The organism is Streptomyces sp. NPDC002680, from assembly GCF_042889145.1.
Taxonomy (GTDB): domain Bacteria; phylum Actinomycetota; class Actinomycetes; order Streptomycetales; family Streptomycetaceae; genus Streptomyces; species Streptomyces adonidis.
The window spans coordinates 138,334-154,626 of the sequence record NZ_JBIAQP010000015.1; the positions used below are offsets into that span (position 1 = coordinate 138,334).

Genomic DNA, 16,293 nt, shown 5'->3' on the forward strand with positions numbered 1-16,293 from the left:
CGCCTGTGGGCGTGCTCCGGATGGCAGACTGACCTGGGTGATCCGAGAACCCGCAGAACTCGACATCGACGAGGCAGGCCGTGTGGAGCTCCCGCTCGGGATCCTCGCCGAAGCAGGCATCAACCCGGGTACCCGGTTGCTGGCATTCAGTGACGGGGACGGGCGCATCGTGCTGAGGCGTGCAGAAGACGCGATCGACGACCTGTTGGGCAGGGGAACCCTGTAGGTGGGCCGATTCCTCCAGGTCTGTCGCGCTCACGCCATCTCGTGGTCGAGACCGACCGAGGCGGGTTGGAAACCATGCCTCAGGGACTCTTCGTAGACCTCCATCGCCTGCCTGGCCTGGGCCCCGGTGACCCGTCGTCCCTGGGACAGACGTTGCGCGACACGTTCGGCGAGCTGTCTGTCGACGGCGCGCAGGACCCGGCCTTCACGGGCCCAGTCCGCGAGCGCCTGCCACTCCTCGCTGGGGATGTCCTCGACGGCGGCTTCGGCCTCGTCGGACTCGGTGCTCTCGGGGGAGGCGATCTCAAAGGGCTCGGCTGTGAGCTCGGCGGCCAGGGCGTCGGGGAGCGTCCACGGGATGCGGGACACCTCGTCCCAGCAGTCGGGCTTCTTCGCCCACTCCGACACGTGCCGGTCGCCGGAGATCACCGTTTCCATGATCAGGGGAGTGAGCTCGTCGAGGGCGTCCCTCAGGGCGTCCGTGGTGCCCTGCTCGTTCCAGATCCTGTCGAGGTCGATCCGTTTCCCGGCGGCGAGTGAGAGCCGGGCGACCGTGTAGGTCGTGATCAGCCGTTTGTGGCTCCCTGCCGAGTGTGTACGGGCGATGCGGTCGGCAGCCTGGAAGAGGAGGGCGGTGGCGATGGCGCGCTTGCAGTACTGCACGTCCACTGTGGGGTCGGACTTCTCGATCCGCTCCATGAAGTGGGCGAAGTTCTTCTGGGCGCCGCGGCTCACCCAGTACGGGAGCTGTTCCCAGGAATGCACGAAGGTGGCCAGGTCGGACTTGCTGAATCGCTGCCGCGTCGGCGTGATCAGCTTGAACTTGCGCTGGGCGGCGCGGGTCTCGTACTCGGCGGACTTGTCGGTGTACTGGCCCCGTGCCCGCTCGTAGAACCATCGCGTCTCCTGACCGCTGCCGTCGGTTGCCGGAGCCCACAGGCTGCGCGAGACACGCTCGAAGGCGACGTGGAACTCGTGGTTCGAGCTGAAGTCGACCAGCGTCACCTTGTTCTGGGTGTTGGAGTACTGGGAGATCTTCGGAACGATCTCGGAAAGGTACGCAGGATCGACGATGGTGAGTTTCATCTGCACGTGGACCCCGTCCAGGTCCCGCTTGTCCTGAGTCAGGACGTGGTGCAGCGAGGCGGTGGTCTGGCCGCCGTTGACGATCTGGAGGCCGGTCATGCTCCTGATGGCGACGGGGCTGCCGTCCTCGTCGGTCTCGAAGTCCACGTCCGAGGCGGTGGCGGTCACACCGTTGTTGTAGGCGAGGAAGCGGCTGGGATCCTTCAGCAAGGTGTCGCGGATGCCCTTGTTCACGCCACCACGGGTCTGGAGGAAGGACCGGACGTTGAGTTCGAGCAGCCGGGTCCGGTGCTCCTTGTACAGTTCGGCCAGCTGTCGACCGGGGATGACGGCCAGGACGACCGAGTAGTTCGGCTCGTCGCTGTGCGCCGCCAGGCAGGGAAGAGGACGCTCGAAGGTCACCTTGATGGGCTCGCCGATGCTCCCGGAGGTCTCGTGCCTGTGAAGCCGCGCGAGGTCCCAGAGCTCGTAGGTGACAGGAATCCCCTCGAACTCCGTGGGCTCCGGGGCACTCGTCGTGCTGACCCGGTTGCTGAGGAGGAAGAGGCGGATCTTCGGAACGTCCGACAACGCCTTCTCCACACCGACGCACATGTCGTGCACGTCGGTGTTGTCCTCCTGATTGGGGCGGATGGCCCCGTGCTTACCGAGGAAGGCGAACAGCCGGCGGAAGAGCCTGTCGGACTCGGCCTTGGTCAGCTTGCTGCTCGACGGGGTCAGGTTGAAGTCCGTGGTGTAGAGGTCGAGGCTGGACCCGTCCTCGGGCAGGCCGTAGCCGTAGATCTCCAGTCCCCGGGAGGAGTGGTACGCGAGTGCCGCGTCGGTGACGACCCCGGCCTCCTCAAGGATGTCGAGTACGTGCTGGGTGAACGTGTTCGGGATCGAGCCACCCTCGGCGTCCGCCAGCGCCTGGATGTCGGTGACCAGCGCGCGGGAGTACTCGTGGAGGTCGTGCTCAGCCATGGGTTCCTCGGATCAGGTCGACCAGTGCTTCGGCGGTCACGCTGTGGGTAGCCAGGGCCGACACGTCGATGGTGTAGGTGCAGTTGCCGACCCCAGGCGGCAGTTCGGCCTCGACGATCCGGGGGAAACCCTCCCCGACCATCCAGAACTCGCTGCGACGCAGGGTGTAGCGATCGTGGTCGTAGAGGTCCCGTTGGTTCGGCAGGTAGCCGACCTGGATCAGCAGGCTCTCGAAGCGCTGGGAGGCGGACGGTGAGGTCAGACGGGCTCGTATCTGGTCCACCAAGGCATTCAGACTCAAGCCGAGCCCCCTCTGCCGGTCGTCGAAGACGAGGTGGACCAGTGCGAGGGGCGTCGAGTCGGCCGTGTCCAACTGCCGCTCGCTCGCGATCTGGACCGTCCGGGGGGAGCGGGCCGTGGTCGCTTTCACCTCGACCGCGGCACCGGGCAGCTGGAAGTCCTGGTTCGTCTGCCGCGGCCCGGTCCAGGAGCTGACGGCGGTGTGCTGGTCGACAGTCGGCAGCACGTACTCAAGGAGGAAGTGGAGTTCGCCGAAGAGGCCGCACCGGGCCTGTCGGGACAGGCCCTCGCGCGACACGGAGCGCAGCAGCTGCTGCCACCGGACGTAGCGGCGAACCGCGGCCTCCGCCGCAGTCTCGGTGGTCGGTGCGTCCCGCACCACCTCTGCGATGTCGGAGACGAGCGGGGTGAACACCTCCGTGAGTTCGTCGTCGGTGAGCAAGACCTGGAGCTCGTAGTGGTTGCCGGACACAGACGACAGGTTCAGCTGCAGGCCACGGGTGGCCGGCAGTTCGTGAATCTCCTGGCGTACAGTGTCGGCGGTCCTGGCGTCCGTGCCGAGCAGCAGCATCCGCCGGAGGGCAGGGTGCGTCACCGACACCTGGATGTCGTGCGGGGAGTCGGGGTGGAGCCGCCGGGTAGATCTGCCCGGGGTCTGCTGGTGGGCCTCCAGCTCCTGCCACACACTCTCGTCGATCACTCTTCGTCCTCGAAGTCGTCGAACTCCATGTCCTGCTTGAACCAGATGTCGTTCACCACGTACTCGGTCTTCAACTGCTGGCGGGAGAACGGGAAGCTGATGGCAAACCCAACCAGCGGAGCGACCGGCTCCGCGTTCCCCGACGACTTGGCCACCTCGGCAGGGCTGAGGGGGTACAGCAGAAGCAACGGCTGGTCAGCGCGACGCTGGTGACGCAGAGGCCGACCGCGAGGGGTGTCGGGATCGAGCGGTTCGCCCTTCCTGTTGAGCTTGCCCTTCGCGGCTTCCTGTGTGGCCTCCAGCGCACGGTCGTACTGTTCCGGGGTCAGGTCGCAGAGCTCGTCAGCGGGGCTGAGCACGCGCTTGATCGTGTAGCGGCCGGGGACGACCTCCGAGGACTTCGAGTGGCTGCGCGTGATGAGGCCGATGGAATGGCCCGCGATCTCGGCCGCCGCTCCCTCGGGCAGTCGGCTGGCCAGGCGGATTGTCCACTTGCCCAGCTCACCCTGTTTGGCGCACTGGCGTACGTACTCCGCGATGAAGGCCGGCCGCACCCGCTGGGCCTGCCGGTCGGTGAGATATGAGTCGAGGAAGCCTTCGGTGACGTCCGCGGCTGCGACGCCCCTCCAGGTGATGCTCCCGCTCCGCTCGTCCACCTCCGCCGCAGAGAGCGTGTCGAGGCGCGCGACGAACGACTCAAGGATCTCGTGGTTGTTACGAACCGCCTTCTCGGAGAGGTCGAAGATGGTCGTCTCGGGCAGCTCGCCTGAGTAGCTGAGACGGACGCGCGTGCCCTGCCTCATCTTGTTGGAGGCTGTGATGCCGAGGCCGAGCGACGAGGTCCTGACCTTGAGGCCGTACTCGCGGGGAGTGAGTCCCACCGCGGACATCTCCTCGACGTCGCGCCGGAGTTCATCAGCGGCCGCAGTGATCTCCGCGTACTGGCGCTGCAGCGTACGTGTCGTGTACAGGCGGCACAGGTCTTCGTAGCGGGGACGGTAGCCGAACCAGCGCCCCATCTGCAGCAGGGTGTCGTACGTCTTGGAGGCACGCAGGTAGTAGCTGACCGACAGCCCTTCGAGGGTCAGACCGCGGGAGAGCTTCTCGCCACCTACGGCGATGACCGACAGGCCGGTCTCGCGGCGCTCGTAGTACTGGAGAGCGTCCTTCGCGGCACCGTTGACAGCCATGGCGGTGATCTTCCCGAGGGCGGCGTGGAGATGCGGTTCGATGTCCTCCCAGTCGAGCCTGTCCCCGGTCATGTCCTCGGTGCAGGGGACGAAGTCCTCGTCCCAGAGCTCCCGCAGCTCTTCCTCAAGTTCTTCGCGAGCACTGCTGAACCGGTCTTGGAGGACGTCGAAGAGCAGACGCACATGGGCGTCGATCTGGTCGCGGACCTGTTGCTGTACGGCGGTGAAGCGGGTCACGTGCACCAGCATGGAGTTGTGCACGGCGACCTGCCCCCGTGCTCGACGCGCCGCGCAGGTCAGGACGAAGGACCGGATAGCACGCTGCAGCGACTCGGGCAGGAAGTCGGGAACCCGGTGGTGGGACTTGTGCTTGTCCGGCACCCAGAGGTCCGTGTCCTTGATATGCCTTATGAGTGGTAGCGGCTCGATGTCCTCCTCGTCTCCGTCGGTCTGCAGACCGAAGACCCGCTCGGGACCGAGGTAGTTGGACGGCGCCCGCAGGGTGCGGATGAAACTATCCGGGAAGAGGTCGGGGCCCAGCTCGTCGTGGTCCGCATTGGGGCTGATGTAGATGTTCGCGAAGGGGGTCGCGGTGTAGCCGACGTAGGACGCCTTCGTGAAGCTGTTGACCAACCGCCTGATGGCCTTGTTGATCGCCGACGGGTTGGTGTCGGGGTCCTTGGATGTGTTCACGCCGGCGTTGTCGGCTTCGTCGTCGATCACGAACAAGGGGAGGTCGGGAACGACCATGCGGCCGGTTTCCGGGTCCTCCACGCCGTGGTTGTCGATCACCCAGTCCCGCAGGTTGTCGATGATCCGTCGGTTCTTCTTGACCACGAGGACCACCGGGACGCTGCCCACCGGCACGTTCGCGGAGACCGCCGTCTTGCGGGCGAAGTCCCCCTTCTCGTGACTGGTGGTGAGCGACGCGGCCTTCAGACGCTTGTCGTGCGACATCGCGCCAACACCGATATGACGGTGCGCGTCGTCGTCCGAGCGGAACTGGTACTGGGTGTCGAACCCGAGGAGCCCTTCGTCAATGCGGAGTTGGGTCTGGCTGCGCAGGTCGTTGTGGATCCCGGCGAACACCACGATGAGCCGGTAGCCGGCGTCGGCTGCCTTCGCGGCGAGCCCGATGAACTGCCCCGTCTTGCCGGACTGGACCTGTCCGATCACGAGGCCGGTCCGGCGCCAGACACCTTCGCGCTGAGGGTCCTCAAGCTCACCGAGGACGTCGTCGGTGCTCTGGTCGATTCGGCGCACAACCTGCATCGGCAGTTTGGAGACGGTCAGGAGGTAGCGCCGGTAGCGGTCCCAGAAGTCCCACTTCCGGCCGGCCTTCGCATCGGCAAGCCAGGGCACGTGCCCTTCGTCGTCCTTCATCGCGGAGGAATCGGCCTGGAACACCGAGGCTCGGGCCTCGATCACCTTCCGTACCTGGTCTCGCTCCACGGTGATCCCCTGGGCAGCGAGGATGCTGACCGCGGTGTTCACGGCGAAGTCCACCTCGGCTGGCGTTGCCTGGCGCTCACCTGGCAGCAGCAGAACCGCCGTCTGCTCGGCCTTTTCGAGACTGTCTTCGGGGGTGGTGCTCACAGCGACCTCCTGCGGCCGGGTCGGTTGAGAGTAGGGACTACCAGGTGTCAGGAGTTCCAGAAACCTTGTTGCTCGTCGAAAGGAGGCATGGAGCTGAGGACGCCCCGGGCGTCCTCAGGAGAGCGGCCCTGCCCAAGGAGTGCTTCGTACACCTGTCGGGCGATGTCGACGGTCTCCGGAGCTGCCGGCCCTGGGCCGCCGAAGGGTTCGGGATCGTCGACCGTGTCGGTCTCATGGAGCATGCGGAGCGCCGTGACCGGGACCGTCTCCTCAAGGAGACGAATCATCGACCGGACGGCATCCGGATTGCCGCCTTGGTCGTCCATCGCTGCCTTCACCAAGGGGTGTTTCCTGTTGATGCGCAGAACGATCCGGCCGTCGTGGCGCTTCACGTTCCAGGCGAACTTCAGGGGGTCTCCGTGCGCCCGCGACACCACCTGACCACGCTGTCGTGCGGAACGAGAGGCCACCTCGCGGGTGTACCTGGCGATCCTCTCAAGGTGACGACGCAGGGAGACGGGGGGAACCACGCTCGCCTTGCGCACGTCCACGCCCCAGTCGGCATCGGTCTCCGCAGGGATGTCCACGGCGATCCGTGCGAGGTTGTACTTCTCCTCGCGCCGCAGGCCGCGGATCCCCAGCCAGTCGCCGGCCAGGATCAGGCGGTCACGGCGGTAGACGTAGAACCCCTGCTGCCCCAGCCAACCCTTCTGCCCGGCAGCCGACTCGTAGGCGGCCTCCGAGAGCCGCTGTGCCGTCGGGAGGACGAAGGGTTCCACGCGCACCGACTCCGATCCCAGCGGCAGAGGCTCCCAGGGGATCCGCTGTACCGACGGGTGAGTGGACAGAAACGGGTCCCACGGGGAGAGGTCGGAGCCACGCACCCGGAGCCGGCACCGGGCCGGATGCTGCAGGAAACGGGCGAAGACCATCGCGAGGTGGGCTTCGGTACGCTCCGCCTCCGCATAGAACTGGGCCTGCGTCTTTTCGTCTTCGCTGGCCACGGCGGTGTTGTGGTAACCGGAGAGCTGCTCCCACAGGACGATGGTCCCGTGCTGCATGCTTCCCGCGATCCGACGCAGGAGAGCGGTGGTCGTGTCGCCTGGGTCATGGAGGAGCCGCCACTCCTTGTAGTGCTCCACGACGCCGAGGTCCCACGTCCGGACGTGCCAGACTCCGTCTTTGACCGTGGCGACGGTGAGCCTGCGGCACTGGGAGAACGAGGCGGACTTCAGCCCCACACCGAAACGGCCGAGGTCTGTGGCACTCCGCTCGGCTGACGGACCGCGGGCCGCCACCGTCATGGCGGTCACAAGCTCGGGCTCCGTCATCCCCCTGCCGTCGTCCGCCACAGCGATCCAGGAATGCTGCCCGTCCCACGTGAAGTCGACGTCGATGTTCCGGGCTTCAGCCGAGACGCTGTTGTCCACAAGGTCTGCGACGGCGGCGGGAAGCGAGTAACCGAGCGAACTGAGCGACGCCACCATGCCAGCAGGGTCGGGAGCGGCGACGTCGAAGTCCATCTTCACGCTCCGTACCCGGTGTACCCGGTCAGTCCTGTGCGGTCGGTTCGCCTGTGTGCTCCGGGGAGCGGCGTGTGGCAGGACTTCTTGAGCCTCGTGCGGTGAGTGTGCCGCTACTCGTCCCACGACAACCGAAATCCCCCGTTCGGAGCATGGTACCGAAAGGGGCTCGTCTGACGTAGGTGATCTCTGTGGAGGGCTGTCTGCCAGCTTCGCGAGGCACGACACGTACGCCGCTTGGCTACCTGGGCGGAGGACACGAAGATCCCACGCTCAGATCCGGCCGACCGTTCCGTACGGAACCAAGGCGCGTACGAGTTGCTGACAGGCAGCGGTGAATGGCTCGCTGGGGTCGGTATTCCGGCGGCTTCCAGCACTGCGGCTGCGTCAATACAGCGCTGGTCGACCGAGCAGACGGGGACCGGCAGGCGCTCGCAGGTGCGGGCGCATCCTGCGCATTGCCCCATCGTTGTATTTTATGGTCGAGTTGAGAGACGAAATCCTCCGCGACGTCCGGGGAATCGGTGTCCGGGGACAGGCGAGCCCTCGGAGGTGCAGATCCGGTCTGAGGAGGATCTCGCGAGTGCCACCAGCCTCGTCAAGCGATGCATCGAAGGCTGCTGAACAGCGCTCGGGGATGAGGTACCAGGATCCCTGCACCGCGACGACCACACACTCCAGAAGATGAACTGATCCGCCGTTACGGCAGCTTGACATGGCATCAGAAGATCTACGCGTGAAACAAACGGCCCTTCGGGGCGTGAGAGACTTAAACACCCCCCACTGCACTGATTGGTCGTCCGTGAACGACCTAGCGCGGTCGGCTCTTAGTTGGTCCAGGGAGACAGTGTCCGGTGGAAGCCTTCGGCCAGTTGAGTGAGCAGGACCGCTCCCAGGCAATCCAGGTACTGAGTCGGCGACTCGTTCCGAGGGATCTGCGGGCGGTGATCGAGGATCTCGAGAGCGGAGGGAGATCTCGCTCCAGGAAGTCGGTGGAGCGGATCATCGCGACGGTCGAGAACGAATCCGGAAGGGCGCGGGCAAAGCTTCCCGACGGGGAGCTTGCCGAGTTCCTGGTCGACAGGTCGGGCTTCGGTCTTCTTGAGTCCAGGACGCTACGGGAACGGCTTGCGCTTTCCGCATCGGAGGACGAGCTGGAGACGCTGCACGACTACCGAGGTGCCGAACGCAGCCGTGGTGGGAGCAGAGCCAAAGCCAAGAAGATCGCGGAGCGCACGTGGAAGCCCGGTAAGAGCTGGCCTCGCCACTTCGCACGAGTCCTCGATATCCCGCCTGCCTTTGCTGGCCTGCCGGGGAGCACACGGGAGCCGGACACGCTGGAAGTTGCCCCCTTCGTGCCTCTCCGAGACCTGGAGGACTTCCAACAGGATCTCAAGGAACAGGTGATCGAGGTGCTCTCCGGGGCACCGGGCACCAACCGTGGTGTTCTGACCCTGCCCACAGGAGCCGGCAAGACCAGGACCGCGGTGGAAAGCCTCATCGAGTGGCGCATCTCCCAGCCACGCCGTCAGAGCGTTCTCTGGATCGCCCAGAGTGAGGAGCTGTGCGAGCAGGCGGTCCAAGCGTTCCGTGAAGTGTGGACCGACATGGGGCACCGCAATGACCAGGTACGGCACACCATGGAGATTGCCCGACTGTGGGGAAGCGCCTCGGTCCCGAGCGACCCCGACATCGTGGTGGCCAGCATCCAGAAGCTTGACGCGGTTCTTCGAGGCACTAATGACGACACGCAACAGGAACTCGAGCTGCTGTGCGAGAACCTGGGTGCGGTGGTTGTGGACGAGGCACACCGAATGCTGGCCCCCAGCTACAGCAGAGTCCTGCGCTTCCTGGGGATCGAACTCGGACAGAAAGCCCCGGTTCCCGTCGTGGGGCTGACAGCCACGCCCTTTCGGAGAGTCGACGCCGAGACTCGCCAGCTCGCGGCGAAGTTCCACAGCAAGCTTCTCGGTTCCCGCTCCTTGGGGGACGACATCGTGTCCGAGCTCCGCCGGAGAGACGTCCTGTCACGGCCTGAGCACAAGGTGCTCTCCTATGCCGGTTCCGGGTTCCAGATGGACGACGTCGAAAGCTACCGTGAGTACTTCGACCAGTTCGAGGACTTCCACCCTGGCTTCCTCCGTGAGATCGGTGAATCGGACGCGAGGAACCGTGCTCTACTCAAGCAGCTGCTCGAACTACCGCCGGACTGGCCGACGCTGTTCTTCGGCTGCACTGTGGAACACTCCATAGCCATGGCTGTTCTGCTGCGACGCGCCGGCCGAGCCGCGGAGGTCGTCACCTCCAATACGCGCAGTGCGACGCGGCGCGCACTCATCGAGCAATTCCGCGACGAACGTCTGTCCGTTCTCTGCAACTACGGCGTCCTCACGACCGGCTTCGACGCTCCAGCGGTACGAGCCCTGGTAATCGGTCGTCCCACCACCAGCCCGGTCCTGTACGAGCAGATGATCGGTCGGGGCATGCGCGGACCGCGATTCGGTGGAACGAAGAGCTGCCTGGTCGTGGACATCGAGGACAACATCCGTTTCAGCGGACAGCTCGCGTACGAGCGGTACTCCGACTACTGGTCGAGCAACCAGAGCCACACGTAGTCCGACGCCACACCGCTTCTGCGTCGGCTGTCCGCCAGCCCACGCAGAAGCGGTCGGTGATCGACCGACCCGCTCAGCAGGTCAGGGCAGGTTCTCAGCGAGAAGAAGGCGGTCCAACCCCTGGTTGCGCTGCTCACACGAGGTCTCTGACGCCAGGAGACACGAGTAGCAGGCGACTCCCTCCGCCCCCACCGACGGCGCCTCCTGACACAACGGGTCGTTCGAACAGCTCTCGACGTCTCGTAGAGCGTGCGAAAGAACGTGCTCGAACCGGTTAACGAGGGCGACCAGCCCTCCGAGGGTGCCGTCTCCTCCGGGTTGGACCGTGTAGAGGAGAAGTCCACTGCCCGTGACCCTGCCGTCCTGCACGCTGAGATAGACGCGCTCACGGATCGCTGCGGACGAGTACCCGGAGTCCACAGAGAGCGACCTGAGGAGACGGTGGGAGAGGGTATGCCACCAGACGTGTGCGGGGTGGAGTGAAGGGTCACCGTAGGGATCACTCCTGAACCGATCGTTCCACTGGTTGGCCCGGCTGCCTGCAAGGGTGAGCGAGTCGCCGGCAAGATCGATGAAGACGCCCTCGCCGAAGAGCTCGATGCCCGGGTACCAGGTGGTGCCGTTCCAGTCGAAAGCGGTGGACATCTTCTGGGCCTTCTGCGGGTCCAGCCGCTGGTAACCGGTCTGGACCATGACCATGCGGAGACGGCTGACAGGTGCGACGCGCAGCCTGTGCCGGCGGATGGGTCCCTGCACGAAGCGCACATCGTCCTGACGAACCTCGAACAGCGGAGGAGAGCCGGGATGCGGGTGGGGAACTGCCGGAACGCCAGAGGTCGCCGCTTGGCGAAGGCGGTCGAGTTCGTCGTCACGTAGTGACGACGAACCTGTGTTACCAGCCCCCAGTAGTTCGTCGAACGCCTTGCTGATCTCGGACCAGTTCGTCTGTTTCAGGTACTCGATCGCACCCCGGGCAAGCCCGACCTGCTCGGCCTCTTCCATAAGAGCGACCTGGTCCAGGAGATTGCGGCGATGGAGTGCACCGACTGCTCCCAAAAGGGACGGGTCGTTCAGGATGTCGTGAAGCCGGGTCGGCATATCCATGATCGTCAGTGCGCTCTGGAGCAGGTTGAGCCGTAGGTTGGCAGCTCCTCGCTGGACGATGCGCGCCTTCTGAACGCACCGCGCCGTTGTCGGCGCCGGACGCCCCCCGTGCTCCACGATGCGACCGCTACAGCGCCAGGACTTCGCGTACGCCTGGCCGAAGTTCGCGGTCGCGTGGCAACGGGGGCACTCAATGCGGACGAGCCGGAGGGCGCGGCCACCTCCGTGCCACAGGTAGTGCTTCGTGCCACAGCCGCCCCCCTCGTGTACGAGTCCGTGCCAATGAACCTCGTCCAAGTGACCGTTCTCGCATGCCTGCACGAAGCGGATCGCCTCACGCCCGGCCTTCTCCCGACGCTGCGGAGCCGACACCGATGGGCATTCCGGGCATCCGTTTCCCGTCTCGTACAGAACCTGGTGCGGGCGGTGCTGTGTGCACAGGGACCAGAACGGAAACGCGTGAGTGGGGTAGACCGTTCTGTCCGAGGGAAGGCCCAGTTCGGCGTTGGTTGGCACGCGAGCGATCCGTGCACCGTCCAGTTCGAGTCGAGAGAGCCGTTTGTCGACGATCTCGAAGTCCTGGGGGTTACGGCCGATCTCGTTGAAGAGCGTGTCCACCGACTTGAGTACGACCGGCCCGGATCCTGTCTCGAGAATGCTTCCAGGGCCGAGGGTGATGACGAACTGGGAGGGGCGGACCTCCTGGTAGGGACGGCTCACGGTTCATCCCCTTCCCTTGATCGTGGTGGTGGCCTCCACCTCTCGTAGAGAGTTTGGTGCGTTCTCATAAGCCTCATCCATGTTCGCGACAAGATGCGCGAGGTCACCCAGGACAACCGGGCGAGAGGCCGGACGGGTGACCGTCGACTCGTGGTACAGCAAGACATCACCGACGCGGTCAGCGACCTCCCGCCAATGCTCCAACTCCGAGCGCGCATGGTTCTCCGTCTCCGATGACGGTGGACGACGGAGGGGAGGCTGCTGGGCAGCACGTTCCTCGAGGATGCCGGGGAGCAGGTCCACCTCGGGGTCCGTGTAGGCGTCGCTCATCTCGTGGGCACGGCAGAACCAGCCCCCGTTACTGAGCCGCTGTTGGATCCGCCACCGCTCGTCGACCTCCACGGAACCCGTCGCGGTCGGAATCCTCGCCGCCTGGCGGAGGACACTGACCATCACCGGGCCAAGAGCCCTGTCCCTTGCCCGGGGCGCGAAGGGGTTGACGGTGACGGGCTCGACATGGCGGTAGAGCGTGGTGTGGTAGCCGGTGAAGTACTCGTAGTGGCTGAGGTCCCGCGGGCGCGAGGCCCGGTAGAAAGTGACGACGAGCCCGCCGACGCCGCGGCCCACACGGCCGGTGGCCTGGATGTAGGAGGACGTGGTCTTCGGCTGCCCGTGTACGACCATGAGTCCGAGTCTGTCCACGTCGACACCGGTACCGAACATGGAGGTGGCGACGACCGCGTTCGCTGGTTCCCGGCCGGGAACCAGCCCAACTCCCAGCTCCTCGAGCATGCCCGGGAGCCGCAGGGAGCTGGTGCGGCTGGACAGCTCCATCGGTTCCTGCTCGTCCAGAGTGCGAGGTACCGTGGCGACGCTCCCGAGACGTTGGGGGATGTCCTGACGGGCCAGCGCCACGGCTCCGGCGAGTTCGCGGATAGCGTTGAAGTAGCCCACCAGCGTCCAGAACGGGTCCAACTCCGCTTGTGCGACGCCAGCCTCGAGTCGGTCGCGGGGTGACTGGAGTAGACGCGACCACATCCGGACGATGGGTGTCTGTGCTCCTCGTCCGGGGGCGACCACCCCGACGTACAGACGACCCGCCTCCTGCGCGTCGAGCGGGTGCGAGGAACCGGTCGAGGAGAAGAACGTCTCCTCGGCACGAAGGCCCTGAGGAGGGAAGACCTGCAGGCTCCGGTCGAACAGCGAACGGACCTGCTCCTCCGCCCTCCGGACGGTCGCGGTGGAGGCGACGTACTTCGGCCTGACAGTGTTCTCGCCGTCATGCACCGTGGAGAGGAGGTCGATGCCAGCCTCGTAGAGACCGACCATGCTGCCCAGAGGGCCTTCGATGAGATGCAGTTCGTCCTGCAACACGAGGTCGGGTGGGCGGAATCCACGGACGGGAACGTCGTTCCCAGACGTCACCTCCTCACGGGCGTTTCGTGGGAGTGTCGCCGGCCCTGCCGGAGGTGCCCAGCCCCGGTAGTAGCCCAGGTGTTCGTTGAGCCTGTCGACGTTGCCGAACAACGCACCTGCTCTCGGTTCGAACGCCAGGCGGGCGAACTTGTCCACCGTCGCCACGACCATCGACGGGCACCTGGCATAGACCTGGTCGTCCACTGTCCACGCCGGGACAGGGCAGTGCGTCGAAGAGCCGTCACCCCGGTCGAAGGCCGGCGGCACAGGCCAGGCACCGACCTCGGTCTCCTCGGACCAGGCCAAATCGGAGTTGAGCAGGCACTTCGGGTTCGGGCAGAAGATCTCGAACTCGACGGGCTTCTCGCTTCGTTGCCTGCCCCACTCAACTGTCCGCACGAAGTACCCAGGTCGGCTCGCGCGGGCGGAGACGAGCCAGGACCTGGAACCGAGCAGACGACGTGCATGCCCGTTGAACCATTTGTCGACGCTCTGGTCGGACACGTCCGCAGTGACACGGAACCCAACGGAAACGGTCGCGAACGACGGGTCCGGATGACGGGTGACCGTGATCGCGGTCACGTCGAACGGCTCTTCCGACAGCTGCGGCGCCACGTCCGGGCCCAGAGCTGGATCCGGGTCACCCACCACGAAGTGCAGCACGCCCGTGTCGCCCTCGCGCAGGCCCTCCGGGGGAATCGCCAGTGTCGACCTACAGGCCGGACAGTTCAGGATCTGCGCCGGGTCACCTTCGCCTTCTTCCCCCTCCAGGATCGAGATGGCTCCGTGGGCCGTGATGATCCTGTTGTTCGCGTCACGGTATTCGAGGTCCTGCAGGTTGTTCGGGGTCACGTTGCCACCCACCCACAGTCCGACCGAGAACCTGGTGGAGCCCCACGGCATGTCACCGAGATCCTCCCACCCTGACGGCCGCCAGCCACGCTGTCCGGGCGACCCGCTGACCCTGAGAAGCTCGCACGCCGTCACCATCGCGAGCGCCCTCCTGTACTGCTGAATCGTGAGGAGCCGAAGTGTGTACCGGGAAAGGACGGTCACTCCTGCTCCTCCCCCGGGCTCCTGCCCTCGCTGGGCACGAAGCCGCCGAAGCGCGAGGGTGAACGCAGCGAGCCCGAGGTAAGCCTCGGTCTTGCCTCCACCGGTCGGGAACCAGAGCAGGTCACACACGTCCCGGTCCTCGTGGGCGTCGTCGACGATTCCCCGTAGGTTGACCAGCTGGAACGCGAGTTGGAACGGCCACCAGCGGTTGACCCTCCCCTTGGTCCACTGCGACTGGACGGCGATCGCCCGGTTGGCGAAGCAGAACGCGAGGAGGGCGTCGCGGTCTCCTGCCAACAGCTCGATCCCGTCGCGGATCCGATCCAGCGCGCGTCGACACCCGGAGAGATGTCGTTGGGCCGGTGTACCTGGCGCATGGCCTTCAACGCTGCGGGCCTGGCCCTCGATCCAGCGTTCGTAGGCGTCCGCGAGCGGCTCCAGCCTCAGGCGGAGTACGGCACCATCCGTGATCTGGGCCAGTTCCACCGGGTCCAGCTCAGGTGGATCTCCCGCGTCGGCCGGCCAGCCCTTGTCCGGAGCGTTGACGGGAACCACAGGAACAAACTCGGACCGGACGTCGGCCGGTTCGAACTCGGCCACTGTCCCGTCGTCGAACAGGTGACGCCCGTCGGACCACCTGAACGGGGGCCTGGTTCCTTCCAACCCTCCCGGATGCGGGCGCTCCGGGTCGACCTGACGCCAGACGGCGGAGCAGAGGTGCCCCCGTGCGAGGACGGGACGGTCCTCGTAGAGCAGCGCCAGGCTCTCGTCCTCCTCGTCCTGCGCCAGGCGCTGGTGTTCCAGTGGAACCAGCTCGACTCCGTCCTGACAACGCAGACGTACCTGCGGCTGAAACACGTGGTCCGACGGGGAGAGGTGGTCTGATTCCACAGCGCTCTGGTTGACCAAGAACACCGAGATCTTCCAGATGCCGCCGGAATCCCTTCGGCTACGGACCCTCACCACGACCCCCGGATCCACGGGGTCGCTCAGCGGGTTGTCGACGGAACAGTCCACGTCACGCCAGACAGCCCCGTATGGCTCCCGGCTCCGTTCCCCGTTGGCCTCCTTGCGGTACCTGGCCCACGTACAGCAGATGTCGAGGCGTGGCCTGTCAGGGGCACTGACCGCCAGAGACACGCCCATCGACGACGGCCTGGCGCGGGGGTCGAGTACCAGCGACGGAAGGCCCGCGGCGGCGGGCTGATGTCCTGACACGGACTCTCCTGGATCGAGGTCGTCATCACCGCCCGACACCTCGTCGCCGACAAGCTCCTGGTCCGAGTCGGCCTCGACCGAAGGAGATGAGAACGGAGCCAGGACACCGACGATGTACTCGTCAAGCGGGTCCTCGTCGCCCCCCAGCCTCTCGTTCGGCCCTCCCCGGGGACCGAGGATCTCAGCTACGAGATCCTCGACGAGGTGGTCTCGTTCACTCATCGGGGTGCTCCTTCTCGCCTTGTTCCTCGTGGGGGAACCCGAGAACGAACGCGGCGCCGCCGAGTTCGTCCGGCTGCTCGGTCTGGTCCGCAGGACGCAGCGTGCGTCCGAGGAGAGAATCCATCAGGGCCCGCCACTGCGCCTGCCGAATGGTGAACGCCTCGTTCGCGGAGATGCTCAGGTCGTTCGAGCTGACCAGCATCCGAAGATCGCGCCCTGCCAAGACATCGCCCCCTGACGATCAGCTGGGGCCAATGTATGTCCCCTTGGCAGCTGAGGGCAGGCCAGATCCAGGGAACAGGGCGAAAGTCTACAACTCCACTTGATTCAAGCCCCGTTCCCCCGTCTACGCCGACGAG

9 protein-coding genes are annotated in these 16,293 nt (G+C 65.8%); 2 read left to right on the forward strand and 7 right to left on the reverse strand.

Features of this window, described 5'->3' with window-relative positions; translation table 11 throughout:
- Positions 1 to 37 precede the first annotated feature (37 nt).
- Positions 38 to 226 (forward strand): hypothetical protein, encoded by a 189-nt coding sequence (locus ACFYXF_RS34595; RefSeq protein WP_360920775.1) that lies wholly within the window; start codon positions 38 to 40, stop codon positions 224 to 226.
- Positions 227 to 255: 29 nt separating this feature from the next.
- Here ACFYXF_RS34595 and ACFYXF_RS34600 read toward each other — a convergent pair whose 3' ends face one another.
- From ACFYXF_RS34600 to ACFYXF_RS34615, 4 genes are read right to left on the reverse strand one after another with little or no spacing between them, the layout of a single operon-like run.
- On the reverse strand, positions 256 to 2,274 hold the full coding sequence (locus tag ACFYXF_RS34600; RefSeq protein ID WP_389355709.1) for an AIPR family protein: 2,019 nt from the start codon (positions 2,272 to 2,274) through the stop codon (positions 256 to 258).
- Positions 2,267 to 3,274, reverse strand: a complete 1,008-nt coding sequence (locus ACFYXF_RS34605) for a PD-(D/E)XK motif protein (RefSeq protein ID WP_389355711.1) — start codon at positions 3,272 to 3,274, stop codon at positions 2,267 to 2,269. Before ACFYXF_RS34605 ends, ACFYXF_RS34600 begins: the two co-directional genes overlap by 8 nt.
- Complete coding sequence (locus ACFYXF_RS34610; protein ID WP_389355713.1) at positions 3,271 to 6,060, reverse strand: Z1 domain-containing protein; 2,790 nt, start codon at positions 6,058 to 6,060, stop codon at positions 3,271 to 3,273. The genes ACFYXF_RS34605 and ACFYXF_RS34610 overlap by 4 nt, the downstream gene beginning before the upstream one ends.
- 47 nt (positions 6,061 to 6,107) lie before the next feature.
- A complete protein-coding gene (locus ACFYXF_RS34615; RefSeq protein ID WP_389355715.1) occupies positions 6,108 to 7,583 on the reverse strand; it encodes an ATP-binding protein in 1,476 nt (491 codons plus the stop codon).
- A gap of 854 nt (positions 7,584 to 8,437) precedes the next feature.
- Here ACFYXF_RS34615 and ACFYXF_RS34620 point away from each other — a divergent pair.
- Positions 8,438 to 10,198 carry a DEAD/DEAH box helicase gene (locus tag ACFYXF_RS34620; RefSeq protein WP_389355717.1) on the forward strand — a complete coding sequence of 587 codons (1,761 nt, stop codon included), beginning with the start codon at positions 8,438 to 8,440 and terminating at the stop codon, positions 10,196 to 10,198.
- A gap of 81 nt (positions 10,199 to 10,279) precedes the next feature.
- Here the strand turns inward: ACFYXF_RS34620 and drmB are convergent, their stop codons facing one another.
- The 3 genes from drmB to ACFYXF_RS34635 are packed head-to-tail and all read right to left on the reverse strand — an operon-like array spanning position 10,280 to position 16,136.
- On the reverse strand, positions 10,280 to 12,022 hold the full coding sequence (gene drmB / locus ACFYXF_RS34625; RefSeq protein WP_389355719.1) for a DrmB family protein: 1,743 nt from the start codon (positions 12,020 to 12,022) through the stop codon (positions 10,280 to 10,282).
- A 3-nt stretch (positions 12,023 to 12,025) separates the two neighbouring features.
- A complete protein-coding gene (gene drmA / locus ACFYXF_RS34630) occupies positions 12,026 to 15,934 on the reverse strand; it encodes a DISARM system helicase DrmA (RefSeq protein WP_389355721.1) in 3,909 nt (1,302 codons plus the stop codon).
- Positions 15,927 to 16,136: a hypothetical protein gene (locus tag ACFYXF_RS34635; protein WP_389355723.1), complete on the reverse strand. Its 210-nt coding sequence runs from the start codon at positions 16,134 to 16,136 to the stop codon at positions 15,927 to 15,929. The genes drmA and ACFYXF_RS34635 overlap by 8 nt, the downstream gene beginning before the upstream one ends.
- Between the last annotated feature and the right edge of the window lie 157 nt (positions 16,137 to 16,293).